Below are 12,650 nucleotides of genomic sequence, written 5' to 3'. Positions count from 1 at the left end.
CGTGAGCACCACCCGACCCCTGCGTGTCGCCGTCGTCGGCGCCGGCCCTGCCGGCATCTACGCGAGCGACATCCTGTCCAAGACCGACCTCGACGTGAGCATCGACCTGTTCGAGCGCCTTCCCGCGCCGTTCGGTCTGGTGCGGTACGGCGTGGCCCCGGACCACCCGCGCATCAAGCAGATCATCGTCGCGCTCCACAAGGTGCTGAGCCGTGGGGACGTACGCCTGATCGCCAACGTGGACTACGGCGTGGACGTGAAGCTCGAGGACCTGCGCCAGTTCTACGACGCCGTCATCTTCTCGACCGGCTCCATCAAGGACGCCGAGCTGAACATCCCGGGTATCGACCTCGACGGCTCCTACGGTGCCGCCGACTTCGTGTCCTGGTACGACGGCCACCCCGACGTGCCGCGCACCTGGCCGCTGGAGGCGGAGCAGGTGGCGGTGATCGGCGCCGGCAACGTCGCACTCGACGTGGCGCGCATCCTCGCGAAGCACGCGGACGACCTGCTGCCGACCGAGATCCCGGCCAACGTGCACGAGATCCTGAAGTCCTCGCCGGTCACCGACGTGCACGTGTTCGCGCGCCGTGGCCCGGCCCAGGTCAAGTTCTCGCCGCTCGAGCTGCGTGAGCTCGGCCACGTGCCCGACGTCGACATCGTCGTGTACCCGGAGGACTTCGACTTCGACGAGGGCTCCGAGGCCGCGATCAACTCGTCGAACCAGACCAAGCAGGTCGTCAAGACCCTGGTCGACTGGACGCTCAAGGACCCGGCGCAGAACACGGCGTCGCGCCGGCTGCACCTGCACTTCCTGCACGCTCCCGCCGAGGTGCTCGGCGAGAACGGCAAGGTCGTCGGGTTCCGCACCGAGCGCACCGCGCTGCAGGGCGACGGCACCGTCAAGGGCACGGGCGAGTTCATCGACTGGCCCGTCCAGGCCGTCTACCGCGCCGTCGGCTACTTCGGCTCGTCCCTGCCGGAGATCCCGTACGACGACGTCAAGGGTGTCATCACGAACCGCGAGGGCCGGGTCGTCGACATCGACGGCAACCAGGTCCCCGGCGTGTACGCGACGGGCTGGATCAAGCGCGGGCCGGTGGGCCTCATCGGCCACACCAAGTCCGACGCGTCGGAGACCATCCGCCACCTCGTCGAGGACGTCACCGGTGTGGCCGACGGCGAGGCGCCCGGCGACCTGGACGGCGGCCGGACCGCGCCCCAGGGCGCACCGGACGCCATCCTGGAGTTCCTCGCCGGCAAGGGCGTCGAGTACGTCGAGTGGGCGGGCTGGGAGCTCCTGGACGCGCACGAGCGGTCGCTCGGCGAGGCCGAGGGCCGCGAGCGCGTCAAGGTCGTCCCCCGCGAGGAGATGGTGACGATCGCCAGGTCGCAGGCCTGACAGCGTAGGTCCGCGAAGTAGAGCGCCTGTCCGACTCTCCCGGTGACACCGGGGAGACCCGGACAGGCGCTCTACTTCGCGGACCTACACCGCGGACCGAACGTGCGAGATCATGCCCTTGGGAACCGCCGCCCGGTGCGGCGCGTTCGGCTGGGAGGAAAGGAGTGCGATGCACAAGCACTACAACGGGCTGAAGACCGCCGCGCTGTTCGGTGGCATGTGGGCCGTGATCCTCGGGCTCTGGGCGCTCTTCGGGCGCGGTTCCAGCGGCATGCTGTGGATCTTCGTGCTCATCGGGCTGGGCACCACCGCGTACGGCTACTGGAACTCCGACAAGCTGGCGATCCGCGCGATGCGTGCCTACCCGGTCACGGAGCTGCAGGCGCCGGAGATGCACCGCATAGTGCGCGAGCTGTCCACGGCGGCGCGCCAGCCGATGCCCCGGCTCTACATCTCACCCACCAAGGCGCCCAACGCGTTCGCCACGGGGCGGAACCCGCAGAACGCCGCGGTCTGCTGCACGGAGGGCATCCTCCAGCTGCTGAACGAGCGTGAGCTGCGCGGCGTCCTGGGGCACGAGCTCATGCACGTCTACAACCGCGACATCCTCACGGCGTCGGTCGCGTCCGCGCTGGCCGGGCTCATCACGGCTCTGGCGCAGTTCCTGCTGTTCTTCGGCGGCGGCGACCGCCGCGAGGGTGGCAACCCGCTCGCGGCACTGGCGATGGCCATACTCGCCCCGATCGCCGCGATGCTCATCCAGATGGCGATCTCCCGCACGCGTGAGTACGACGCCGACGAGGACGGCGCCCGCCTCACGGGCGACCCGCTGGCGCTGGCCTCCGCGCTGGCCAAGCTGGAGCAGGGCACCCAGCGTGCGCCGCTGCCGCAGGACCGCGAGCTCACCAACGTGTCCCACGTGATGATCGCCAACCCCTTCCGGGGCGCGGGGATCGGCCGCCTGTTCGCCACGCACCCGCCGATGGCGGACCGGATCCGTCGCCTCGAGGCCATGGCCGGCGGCCCGTCGGGCGGCTACGGCCAGGGCGGTATCGACGGTCCGACGTCGGGCCCGGACTGGGGCACCCCGCCCGGGATGCTCTGACATCACCTGTCCGCTGCCACGGAATGCGTTCGTCGCGCTCCCTGGCTGCGGATACGGTGGTGCCGAATCCAACTGGGCCGTGCAGGGGCGCCCGGGTATGACATAGAAGGAGCACCACATGGCCGACTCGTCGTTCGACATCGTCAGCAAGGTCGACCGCCAGGAGGTCGACAACGCGCTGAACCAGGCGGGCAAAGAGATCTCGCAGCGGTACGACTTCAAGAACGTCGGCGCCTCGATCGCCTGGAGCGGCGAGAACATAGTGATCGTCGCCAACTCGTCGGAGCGCGTGCTCGCCGCCCTGGACGTCTTCGAGATCAAGCTGATCAAGCGCGGCATCTCGCTCAAGGCGCTCGACGTCGGCGAGCGGGAGCCCCGGCCGTCGGGCAAGGAGTACCGCCTCGAGGCCTCCCTCAAGGAGGGACTGGCGGGGGAGTCCGCGAAGAAGGTCACCAAGATCATCCGCGAAGAGGGCCCCAAGGGCGTGAAGACGCAGATCACAGGTGATGAGGTGCGCGTGACCAGCAAGTCCCGCGACGACCTGCAGGAGGTCATGGCCCTGCTGAAGGGCTCGGACCTGGACTTCGCACTGCAGTTCACGAACTACCGCTGACGTCTCAGCGCAGGTCGAGCTCATCCGCTGGTCGAGCTTGTCGGGACCAGCCCTGACCGACGAACAGACGACTGCCGTTGCTGACGGGCGGTTGCCGGGATACCGGTGGCCGCCCGTTCGGCCTGTCAGTGGCTGATGGATGCCTCAGAGCGCCCGCTAGCATGCCCGACATGCGACTGGCCGCTGGAAGACCAGATGACGTCGACGCCTGCGTCGAACTTTGGCGCACCGCGACCGCCGCCCGTGACGGGATCGAGCCGGCCGACGTTCCGGAAACGGTCCTTGCCCGTGCCCGGAACAAGCTGGAGTCCGCTGCACCGTCATGGGTTATGGCACGGGATTCCGGCGGAGCACCCGTCGGCTTCGGACTCACGCTCGCGCCGCGAACCAGCGGGTACGCGGACGATCCGCCGGACGCCGCATACGTCGCTCTACTCGCCGTCGCCCCGCACGCCCAGGGCCGAGGCATCGGTGGGGCCCTTCTCGATGCCATGACGACCGAGCTGTCTGCCGCAGGTCTGAAATCCGGGGTGCTCCACGTGCTCGAGACAAACGCCGCTGCCCGCTCCCTGTACGACAGCAGAGGGTGGACCGTGTCCGGCAGCCCGTTCCCCCATGCTCTGTCCGGCTCGTCGGTGCTGACATACACGACCACCCTCTGACCCGGGTTGACCGCGTGATGGCGACGGATGATTGCCGGAGCGCTGTCGATATCCCGTTGCCGTGAGCGGCGGCGGAACGTGATGATCCCAGCATGCACTCGACTCCTGCGGACGGCCGTGCCGGCATCGACGCCGCTCTCGTGAAGCGCCTGATCGCCGGACAGTTCCCGCAGTGGAGCAACCTTGCGGTGACCCCGGTCGAGGTCGATGGCTGGGACAACCGGACCTACCGTCTGGGCGACGACATGTCGGTGCGCCTGCCCACCGCGGCCGGTTATGTCCCTGCCGTCGACAAGGAGAACTACTGGTTGCCCCGGCTGGCGCCGTCGCTGCCGATCACCGTGCCAACCGTCCTGGCCGCGGGTATCCCAGGCGATGGTTACCCGTTCCCCTGGTCGGTGCGCGCCTGGCTGCCTGGCCAGACGGCCGATCCGGAACGTATCGACGACATGTCGCAGTTCGCGATCTCGGTGGCAGAGTTCCTCCGCGCCCTCCAGTGCTGCGACGCCGCTGACGGCCCGGTCGCTGGAGCGCACAGCTTCTACCGGGGAGCCTCGCCGGCCCACTACGAGGAAGAGACTCGTCGTTGCCTTGCCGCACTCGCCGACCGCGTCGACACCGCTCGGGCGGCCGTCGTCTGGGAGGCCGCCGTGAGCGCCGAGCACAGTGGAGCGCCGGTGTGGTTCCACGGCGACATCGCCTCAGGAAACCTCCTGGTCGCAGACGGAAAGCTGACGGCTGTGATCGACTTCGGCACCTGCGGCGTCGGGGACCCGGCTTGTGACCTGGTGATCGCCTGGACGATGTTCTCCGGCGAGAGCCGGCAAGCTTTCCGGCAAGCGGTCGACCTGGACAAGAGCACCTGGGCACGCGCCCGAGGCTGGGCGCTGTGGAAGGCCCTGCTGCTCCTTGCCCAAAGTGTCGACACCGACCGCGAACGCGCCGGCGCACAGCAGCGCGTGATCGACGACGTCCTGACCGACCACGACGATTTCGGCTAGGGAGCCTTGTCGGAGGCCATCGCCAGCTCCCCGGCCAGCTGGATGCAGCGCAGGCGGGCGGGAGAGTAGTCGTAGGGCATCTTTCCGGTGGCCTCGAATGCGCTCATGGATCCCGGTTCCCTCCGGGGGCCGGCCTCGTCCTCATCAGGGGCAGGTGGGTGCAAGGCGTCCCAGGTGTCGAAGAGCGCATCGTCCTCCTGCGCCAGACCGGACTCCTCGATGACGGCCTCCAGCGCCTTCTCGAAGGCGTGCCGCTCGGCAGCCACCTGCGCCACGCGGGGATCATCGACAGCGACCGTGTCGTCGAGTGTCTCCTCGGCGGCATCAACCCGGTCGGACTCCTCGCGCAGCTCCGGATGAGTGGCCAGGGCGATGTAGCGGGTGGCATTGACGGCCGCTCCGAGCGGGCCGAAGATCCGCTCGATGACCAGCATGTTGTCCAGGTCCGCCTGGCGCAGGGAACCCTCGGGCAGGCTCTTGAGGCGGCCGGTGACGAAGTCGGAGAGCAGGCCCATCCTGCTGCCCTCGGTGCGCATGCGTTGCACGGCGGTCCGCTGCCGCCGCAGCTCTGCCTCCTGGGCGGCGAGCGTCTTCTCCAGCCGTTCGAGGATGCCCGCGATGCCGTGGTCGCCGTCAGCACCGGCAGAAGCGGCTGCAGCAGCGGCCGCCCCGCCAGAAGCCGTGTCGGCGAAGGCGTCACGGATGTCGTCCAGGGCGATCCCGGCGTCGGCCATCCTGCGGATCCACAGCAGCCGGATCATGTCCTCGTAGCCGTAGCGGCGGCGGTCGTCACCGCCCCGTTCGGGCTCGGGGAGCAGGCCGATCTCGTGGTAGTGCCGGATCGCCCGCGGTGTGGTGCCGACGAAGGCCGCCGCGTCACCGATCTTGACCTGGCGCGGCGGGATGAAGGACGAATACATGAGCAGGGAGCCTTCCTCGGTGGGGCGGGACATGAGTCCACGGGACCACATGCCGCTACGGAAGATGCAACTCCGGGCCTACGCGATCGAGCCGGCGCAGCCCATCGCCGGGTCCAGTGCCGTCTCGCCCTCGGTGCGCCGCAGGTGGGCCTCGCCCCAGACCCGCACTCCTTCGACGACGGGCAGGACGGAGGCACCGTACGGAGTGAGCCGGTAGATGACGGGCGCGGGAACCGGTCCGGTCACCACACGTTCGACGAGTCCGTCGGCCTCGAGCTCGCGCAGCTGCTCGGCAAGCACCTTGGGTGTGATGGGCGCGCCCCTGCGGCGGAGGCCGGCGAAATGGGTCTCGCCGTGGGCGAGCCAGTAGAGCAGGGTCAGCTTCCACTTCCCGCCGATGGCGGCGAAAGCCGCCGCCATCGGGCAGCCCGGCAGCGGATTGGGACGAGAGGGGTTACCCGCAGGTGCCTTCTTGTTCACGGCAGTGCTCCGCTCGATAGTCGGACCATGACCATTCCATACCGACGGATCCTGACCGCAGGCCTCTCCGCTCTCCTGCTTCTCGCGACGGCGGCATCGGGCACCGCTGCACCGTCTCCCGCGTCATCGACGATCGCCGATGGCCAACGGGATTTCAACTGGGAGATCGGCACCTGGCGCACCACCGTGAAGGTCCTCGCCGACCCGCTCTCGGAGTCCCCGGACCAATGGCTCGAGTTCGCCGGCACGAGTACGGTGCGGGCGCTCGCGGGCCGGCGGGCCAACGTCGTCGAGCTGGACGTGTCGGGGCCGAACGGCCGCATCGAAGCGCTCAACCTGCGGCTGTACGAGCCGCAGGCGCAGCGGTGGAGCCTGACCTTCGTCAACCTCCGCGACGGCCTGCTCACTCCGGCCGTCTACGGCGGGTTCCGTGACGGCGTCGGCGAGTTCTACGGCGACGACCAGCTCGACGGCCGCCCGATCAAGGTGCGGTTCCTCATCGTCCGCGTGAGCAAGGACGAGGCGAGGTTCGAGCAGGCGTTCTCGGCGGACGACGGAACGACCTGGGAGACGAACTGGATCGCGCTAGACCGCCGAGTAAAAAGCTGAACTGCCCCCGTCTCGTTGAGTGCTGGATCTTCGCCCCTGACGGGACCGGATCGGGGCGAAGATCCAGCACTCAACGACGCACGGGTGTCAGCCGACCGGAACCGGTTCGGGCACGCGGTCGGCCGGGGCCGACGGCGGCTGGGCTAGCGACAGGCCGTCGCCCCGGCGACGGAACAGCAGCGCCGACAGCACCGCACCCACGGCGAAGAACCCGGCGCCCCACCAGTACGCGGTCGAGTAGCTGGTGATCGCCGCCTGCACGCCGACCGCCTCGGTGACGGGCGCGTGGGCCGCAAGGTAGTCGGCCGCGGCGGTGGCGGCCAGCGTGTTCAGCAGCGCCGTGCCGATCGAGCCACCCACCTGCTGGCTCGTGTTCACCATCGCGGACGCGACGCCGGCGAACTGCCGGTCCACCCCGAGCGTGGCGGTCTGCATCGAAGCGGGCATGATCGTGCCCATCGCGAAGCCGATGATCATCAGCGGCACCAGGACGTGCGGTGCGTAGGTGCTCGAGGCGTCCAGGAACGTGAGGGAGAACATGCCGATCGCGCCGAGCGTCATGCCGGTCGGAACCATGAGCTTGGGGCCGAACCGGGGCACGAACAGGTTGGTGCCGAGCTGTGCGGCGAGCACGAGCATCCCGATCATGGGCAGGAACGACAGGCCCGTCTGGATCGGTGAGTACCCGAGCGTGAGCTGCAGGTAGTAGGTGACGAAGAGGAAGATGCCGAACATCCCCGCACCCGCGATCAGCACCGAGAGATACGCGGCGCCACGGTTCCGGTCGAGGACTATCGAGAGCGGCAGCAGCGGGTGGGCCGCCCGCGCCTGCCAGACGACGAACGCGGTGAGCAGCACGGCAGCGCCCGCCAGCATGCCCCAGGTCAGGGGAGCGTCCCAGCCGCCGGTCTCGGCGTTCGAGAAGCCGAAGACGAGGCCGAAGAGCGCGCCCGACACGAGCAGCGTGCCCGGGACGTCCAGCCTCGGCCGCGGTCCGGTCCGGGTGACGCGCGGGATGAAGACGAGCGCGCCGACGAGGGCGAACGCGGCGATGAAGACGTTGATGTAGAGGTTCCAGCGCCAGTCGAGCGTCTCCGTCAGGACTCCGCCGAGCAGCAGCCCGACGGCGCCACCGGCCCCGGCGATCGCGCCGAAGACGCCGAAGGCGCGGGCGCGTTCCTTCGGGACGGTGAAGGTGGTCGTCAGCACGGCGAGCGCGGTGGGCGCGAGCAGCGCGCCGAACATGCCCTGCAGCGCGCGGGCGGCTACCAGCAGCTCGAACGAGCCCGCCGCGCCGCCGAGGGCCGAGGCGACAGCGAAGCCGATGAGCCCGATGACGAAGGTGCGCTTGCGGCCGATGAGGTCGGAGAGGCGCCCGCCGAGCAGGAGCAGGCTGGCGAAGGCGAGCGAGTAGGCGGTGATGACCCACTGGCGCTGACCGTCCGAGAAGCCGAGGTCGGCCTGGGCCGACGGGAGCGCGATGTTCACGACTGTCGCGTCGAGCACGACCATGAGCTGTGCGAGCCCGACCACGACGAGCGTGATCCAGCGCCGACGGTCGGTCGCGGGTGTTGAGGTATCGGACATGCCTGCCACCATATACGGTACTGAGCAGTTCCGGATATGGCTGGTTCAATAATTAACCCAACGGTAAGGTCGAGTCCGACAGAAAGGAGGGCGACTGCGATGGCGCAGATCGAGCAGGCCGAGGTGAAGCCCCGGCTCGGGCGCAAGCGGGACCACACCCGCGACCCCGAGATCCTGGACGTCGCGCTCGATGTCCTGGCGGAGACCGGCTACGACGGGATGACCATCGACATGGTCGCGACGCGCGCCAAGGCGGGCAAGGCGACGCTCTACCGGCGGTGGTCGTCCAAGTCCGAGCTGGTGCTCGACGCGGTCGCCTGCATGAAGGGCAGGGACCTCGACCTCGACAACCTGCCCGACACCGGGACGCTCCGCGGTGACCTGGTGGCGATGATCAAGCCGCCGAGCATCCGCGAGAGCGAACGCAAGCTCAAGGTCATGGCCGGCATCGTCTCGATGATCGCCCGCAACCCCGAGATGGCCGCCGCCGCGCACGAGGCGCTGGTCGAACCGCGCGCGGCCGTCAACCGCATCTTCTTCCAGCGTGCGATCGACAGGGGCGAGATCCCGGCGGACGTCGACGTCGAGAAGCTCTGCATGATCGGCCCGGCGCTGGTCGCGTACCGGGTGCTCATGCTGCGCACGCCCGTCGACCGAGAGTTCCTGCTCTCGAACATCGACGGGGTGATCCTGCCCGCCGTCGGGCTGCGAGCCGCCTGAGCCGTGCACCTGGACGGTGGGACCCTCCTCGGCGCCCTCTTCGGGCTGATCTTCGTGAGCGCGGTCCTGCAGTCGCTGTCGGGATTCGGGTTCGCGCTGCTGAGCGCTCCGTTGCTCGCCGCGACCATCGGGGGCGCTGAGGCGGTCTCGACGATCATCATCACCGGCACCGTCTGTGACGTCGCGATCCTCGCGATGCGGCGCAGCGTCCCGCGCCCGGTCGCCCGTGAGGTGTGGGCCCTGGCCGGCTGGTCGGTGCCTGGCATGCTGGGCGGCGCCTGGCTGCTTGCCTGGTTGCCGGCGTCCGGCCTGCAGATCTTCGTGGCCTGCGTGGTGATCGGCGCGGTGGTCCTGCGCCTGCGCTCGCGGGAGCGGGGCGTCGTCGTCCGGCCCGTCTGGGCGGTGCCTGCCGGACTTTTCTCGGGTGCGCTGAGCACCTCGACCTCGCTCGGCGGTCCGCCGAGCGTCTACTACCTGGTCCACCGGGACCTGAAGCCGCACGCGATGCGCGACACGCTCGTCACGGTCTCGCTCGTGCGTCTCCCGCTGAGTGTCGCGTCGCTGGCGCTTGCCGGGACGTGGGAGACGTACGAGCACTGGCTGCCCCTCGTCGGCGCCGCGCTGCTCGGGCAGCTGGTGGGGGCGAGGGCGTTTCACGCCTTCGGCAGCGCGCGGTACGAGCGCGTGGTCCTCTGTCTGCTCGTCGTGTCGGCGCTCGTGTCTGTGGCTGCGCTGCTGATCGGCTGATCTGTACATCGGCGCACTTCACCGCTATGTTTGGTCAGTCGTCCAAGACGATCGACCAAGGAGCGCGAATGCCGGGGCAGACCAACGCCGAACGCGGACGTGAGGTGCGCGGCCGGCTGCTGACCGCCGCGCGGGAGCTCATCGCCGAGGTGGGCTGGAGCGGCGTGAGTACACGCGTGCTGGCCGAGCGTGCGGGCGTGCGATACGGGCTCGTGCACTACCACTTCGAGTCGCTCCAGGCGCTGCTGCGTCAGGCCACGCTGGAGGCGATGGCCGACATGCTCGACGGCACGGCCGCCCTGCTCGGCGACGCGGCGAACCCGGCCGACGGCGTCGACGCGATGCTGTCGGAGCTCGACCGCTACAACGGCTCCGACCCTGCTTCGCTGCTCTTCATCGAGGGCTACCTCGCCGCCACCCGGGACGACGAGCTGCACGCGCGCATGGGCGAGCTCGTGGCGAGGTTCCGGACCGCGCTCACCGCATCCTTCGCCGACGCCGGGCACCGGTCCCCGGACGCGGCAGCGCGGCTGGTCATGGCCGTCTTCGACGGGTTCATCCTGCACAAGGGGCTCGATCCGGAGCTGACGGGCGCCAGGATCGCGCCCCTGCTGCGCACCCTGACCGGCCCGGCACCGACGGCACTCCCGGCAGCCGCGACACCCGCCGAACCGAACGGAGCGCAACGATGAGAGCAGTGATCAGCGGCGCCGGCATCGCAGGCCTCGCCCTGGCCAACCGTCTGCACCACCACGGCTGGGACGTGCACGTCGTCGACCGCGCGCCCGGGCCGCGTGCACAGGGTTACATGATCGACTTCTTCGGGCCGGGGTTCGAGGCGATCATCGCGATGGGCCTGGAGCCGAGACTGCGCGAGCTCGCGAGCCCCGTCCAGGAGTTCAGCTATATCGACGACCACGGCCGCACCACGGTGAGCGTCGACTACGCCCTCTTCGCGAAGGCGGTCGACGGCGGCATGGTCAGCATCATGCGGCCGGCGCTCGAACGGCTGCTCCGCGAGTCGACGGCGGGCGCGATCGACCTGCGCTACGGCACCGCTGTCGACCGGATCGCCGACGGCGCCGTCGAGCTCTCCGACGCCACGACCCTGGACGCGGACCTGATCATCGGGGCCGACGGCGTCCACTCCGGCGTCCGCTCGCTGACCTTCGGCGCCGAACGTGACGACCTCCGCTACCTCGGCATGCAGACCGGTGCGTTCGTGTTCACCGATCCGACGGTGTTCGAGCAGGTCCGTGGCAGGTTCGTGCTCACCGAGACGCTCAACCGCCAGCTGGGCTTCTACGGGCTCGACGGCGGCCGCGTGGCCGTCTTCACGGTGTTCCGCACCGCCGACCGGACGCTGCCCGACGATCCGCGCGCAGCGCTCCGTCGTACGTTCGCCGGCATGGGTGACCTGGCTGACCGGGCCCTCGCGCAGTGCCCGCCGTCCGACGAGATCTACTACGACCAGGTGGCCCAGACCGTCACGCCGCGCTGGACCGACGGGCGGGTGGCGCTCGTGGGCGACGCCGCCCATGCGGTCTCGCTGGTCGCAGGCCAGGGCGCATCCCTCGGCGTAGCGGGCGCCTACGTGCTGGCCGAACGTCTACGGGCTGCGTCATCCGTGCCCGAAGGGCTCGCTGACTACGAACGGCGCTGGCGCCCGGTCGTCACCGACGTCCAGGAGGCGGCCCGGGACCGCGTCACCGAATGGTTCGTGCCGACGCGGATGACAACTCTGCTGCTCCGCCGGTGGGGGTTCCGCGCCATGAGGCTGCCTGGCCTCGACAAGATCCTCGTCGGCCCGCTGCTCCCCAAAGGCCACCGGTCGGTGGCCGAGCTCAGCGCGTGAGCCCGGTCTGCCAAGAGCGGTAACCTGTGGTCGCCCCCAGGAGGTGGTCAGCACGGACATCAGCTCGACAGGCCTGCCCCGCGTAGTCGCCACCGATCTCGACGGCACGCTGCTGCGCAGCGACGGCAAGGTCTCCGACCGCACCCGGCAGGTCCTCGCGGACCTGGACGCGGCCGGCGTCGAGGTGGTCTTCGTGACCGCCCGCCCGCCGCGCTGGCTCACGCACCTCGCCGACACCGTGGGCGGCCACGGCCGGGTCATCTGCATCGGTGGGGCGTGCGTGCTCGACCTCGCCTCCGGCGAGACCCTCGACACCTGCGGGTTCGACGACGACGCCGTGCGCGCCGTGGTGACCGGGATCCGCGCCGCACTGCCGCACGCGGCCCTCGCCTTCGAGCGTCCGGACGGCGTCGCGTTCGACCCGCACTACCCGAACCGCGAGCCGGCGCTCGACCCCGCACTCTGGTCCGTGCCGGTCGAGGACACGCTCCGCGCCGTCGGCACGCCGGGGCCGGTGTCGAAGATCCTCGCGCTCGACCCCGCGTTCATCCCGCCGCCCGGGATCATCCTCGACCCGCCGGAGGAGATAAGGCTCGCGCAGGAGCAGTTCTTCGCCGCGGTCCGGGGCGCCATCGGACCGCACGCGCAGCTCGCCTACTCGGGCGCCGTCGGCCTGGCCGAGCTCATGCCGGTCGGCGTCGACAAGGCCGCCGCGCTGGCCCGCTGGTGCGCACGGCTCGGCGTCGACGCCTCCGACGTCTGGGCGTTCGGCGACATGCCCAACGACCTGCCGATGCTCACCTGGGCGGGCCGCGGCATCGCCGTCGCGAACGCTCACCCCGACGTGCTGGCGAGCGCGGACGCCGTCGTCGGGCACCATGACGCCGACGGCGTGGCCGAAGAGCTGGCGTCCACACTGGACGGAGCTCTCCGGCCGCGTCGGTGAGTG

At 70.0% G+C, this 12,650-nt stretch carries 14 protein-coding genes; 11 read left to right on the top strand and 3 right to left on the bottom strand.

Features of this window, described 5'->3' with window-relative positions; all coding sequences use genetic code 11:
* The first annotated feature begins 1 nt into the window (after position 1).
* From ACFO6V_RS12125 to ACFO6V_RS12105, 5 genes are all read left to right on the top strand, one after another.
* Positions 2–1,402: an FAD-dependent oxidoreductase gene (locus tag ACFO6V_RS12125; RefSeq protein ID WP_377135629.1), complete on the top strand. Its 1,401-nt coding sequence runs from the start codon at positions 2–4 to the stop codon at positions 1,400–1,402.
* A gap of 169 nt (positions 1,403–1,571) precedes the next feature.
* Complete coding sequence (htpX, locus tag ACFO6V_RS12120) at positions 1,572–2,507, top strand: zinc metalloprotease HtpX (RefSeq protein ID WP_377135627.1); 936 nt, start codon at positions 1,572–1,574, stop codon at positions 2,505–2,507.
* A gap of 118 nt (positions 2,508–2,625) precedes the next feature.
* Entirely contained in the window at positions 2,626–3,120 is a 495-nt protein-coding gene (locus ACFO6V_RS12115) for a YajQ family cyclic di-GMP-binding protein (protein ID WP_377135625.1), read from the top strand.
* Positions 3,121–3,290: 170 nt separating this feature from the next.
* Positions 3,291–3,782 carry a GNAT family N-acetyltransferase gene (locus ACFO6V_RS12110; protein ID WP_377135623.1) on the top strand — a complete coding sequence of 164 codons (492 nt, stop codon included), beginning with the start codon at positions 3,291–3,293 and terminating at the stop codon, positions 3,780–3,782.
* Positions 3,783–3,874: 92 nt separating this feature from the next.
* On the top strand, positions 3,875–4,783 hold the full coding sequence (locus ACFO6V_RS12105; protein WP_377135621.1) for an aminoglycoside phosphotransferase family protein: 909 nt from the start codon (positions 3,875–3,877) through the stop codon (positions 4,781–4,783).
* Here ACFO6V_RS12105 and ACFO6V_RS12100 read toward each other — a convergent pair.
* Together ACFO6V_RS12100 and ACFO6V_RS12095 are read right to left on the bottom strand one after the other, a co-directional pair.
* Positions 4,780–5,736 (bottom strand): MerR family transcriptional regulator, encoded by a 957-nt coding sequence (locus ACFO6V_RS12100; protein WP_377135619.1) that lies wholly within the window; start codon positions 5,734–5,736, stop codon positions 4,780–4,782. The two genes, ACFO6V_RS12105 and ACFO6V_RS12100, sit on opposite strands and share 4 nt — an antisense overlap.
* Positions 5,737–5,781: 45 nt before the next feature.
* A complete protein-coding gene (locus ACFO6V_RS12095; protein ID WP_377135617.1) occupies positions 5,782–6,183 on the bottom strand; it encodes a winged helix-turn-helix transcriptional regulator in 402 nt (133 codons plus the stop codon).
* A gap of 27 nt (positions 6,184–6,210) precedes the next feature.
* Here ACFO6V_RS12095 and ACFO6V_RS12090 point away from each other — a divergent pair, with 27 nt between their 5' ends.
* On the top strand, positions 6,211–6,792 hold the full coding sequence (locus ACFO6V_RS12090) for a hypothetical protein (protein WP_377135615.1): 582 nt from the start codon (positions 6,211–6,213) through the stop codon (positions 6,790–6,792).
* A gap of 87 nt (positions 6,793–6,879) precedes the next feature.
* Here ACFO6V_RS12090 and ACFO6V_RS12085 read toward each other — a convergent pair whose 3' ends face one another.
* Complete coding sequence (locus ACFO6V_RS12085) at positions 6,880–8,379, bottom strand: MFS transporter (protein ID WP_377135613.1); 1,500 nt, start codon at positions 8,377–8,379, stop codon at positions 6,880–6,882.
* 99 nt (positions 8,380–8,478) lie between these two features.
* Between ACFO6V_RS12085 and ACFO6V_RS12080 the strand changes: the two genes are divergently transcribed.
* From ACFO6V_RS12080 to ACFO6V_RS12060, 5 genes are all read left to right on the top strand, one after another.
* Positions 8,479–9,099, top strand: a complete 621-nt coding sequence (locus ACFO6V_RS12080; protein WP_377135611.1) for a TetR/AcrR family transcriptional regulator — start codon at positions 8,479–8,481, stop codon at positions 9,097–9,099.
* Positions 9,100–9,102: 3 nt separating this feature from the next.
* Complete coding sequence (locus ACFO6V_RS12075; RefSeq protein ID WP_377135609.1) at positions 9,103–9,846, top strand: sulfite exporter TauE/SafE family protein; 744 nt, start codon at positions 9,103–9,105, stop codon at positions 9,844–9,846.
* A gap of 68 nt (positions 9,847–9,914) precedes the next feature.
* Positions 9,915–10,538, top strand: coding sequence for a TetR/AcrR family transcriptional regulator (locus ACFO6V_RS12070; protein WP_377135607.1), 624 nt, complete (start codon positions 9,915–9,917; stop codon positions 10,536–10,538).
* Positions 10,535–11,701 carry an FAD-dependent monooxygenase gene (locus ACFO6V_RS12065; RefSeq protein ID WP_377135605.1) on the top strand — a complete coding sequence of 389 codons (1,167 nt, stop codon included), beginning with the start codon at positions 10,535–10,537 and terminating at the stop codon, positions 11,699–11,701. Before ACFO6V_RS12070 ends, ACFO6V_RS12065 begins: the two co-directional genes overlap by 4 nt.
* 43 nt (positions 11,702–11,744) lie before the next feature.
* On the top strand, positions 11,745–12,647 hold the full coding sequence (locus ACFO6V_RS12060) for an HAD family hydrolase (RefSeq protein ID WP_377135603.1): 903 nt from the start codon (positions 11,745–11,747) through the stop codon (positions 12,645–12,647).
* Positions 12,648–12,650: the final 3 nt, after the last annotated feature.

Origin of the sequence: Promicromonospora alba, assembly GCF_042654905.1 — a bacterium.
GTDB classification, from domain to species: domain Bacteria; phylum Actinomycetota; class Actinomycetes; order Actinomycetales; family Cellulomonadaceae; genus Promicromonospora; species Promicromonospora alba.
This window is presented reverse-complemented; position numbering and strand designations above follow the sequence as displayed.

What these genes read in the sequence shown, in the direction of transcription:
- htpX (WP_377135627.1), top strand. Translation starts at nt 1,572, where the DNA reads ATGCACAAGCACTACAACGGGCTGAAGACCGCCGCGCTGTTCGGTGGC.
- ACFO6V_RS12115 (WP_377135625.1), top strand. Translation starts at nt 2,626, where the DNA reads ATGGCCGACTCGTCGTTCGACATCGTCAGCAAGGTCGACCGCCAGGAG.
- ACFO6V_RS12110 (WP_377135623.1), top strand. Translation starts at nt 3,291, where the DNA reads ATGCGACTGGCCGCTGGAAGACCAGATGACGTCGACGCCTGCGTCGAA.
- ACFO6V_RS12105 (WP_377135621.1), top strand. Translation starts at nt 3,875, where the DNA reads ATGCACTCGACTCCTGCGGACGGCCGTGCCGGCATCGACGCCGCTCTC.
- ACFO6V_RS12100 (WP_377135619.1), bottom strand. Translation starts at nt 5,736, where the DNA reads ATGTCCCGCCCCACCGAGGAAGGCTCCCTGCTCATGTATTCGTCCTTC.
- ACFO6V_RS12090 (WP_377135615.1), top strand. Translation starts at nt 6,211, where the DNA reads ATGACCATTCCATACCGACGGATCCTGACCGCAGGCCTCTCCGCTCTC.
- ACFO6V_RS12085 (WP_377135613.1), bottom strand. Translation starts at nt 8,379, where the DNA reads ATGTCCGATACCTCAACACCCGCGACCGACCGTCGGCGCTGGATCACG.
- ACFO6V_RS12080 (WP_377135611.1), top strand. Translation starts at nt 8,479, where the DNA reads ATGGCGCAGATCGAGCAGGCCGAGGTGAAGCCCCGGCTCGGGCGCAAG.
- ACFO6V_RS12070 (WP_377135607.1), top strand. Translation starts at nt 9,915, where the DNA reads ATGCCGGGGCAGACCAACGCCGAACGCGGACGTGAGGTGCGCGGCCGG.
- ACFO6V_RS12065 (WP_377135605.1), top strand. Translation starts at nt 10,535, where the DNA reads ATGAGAGCAGTGATCAGCGGCGCCGGCATCGCAGGCCTCGCCCTGGCC.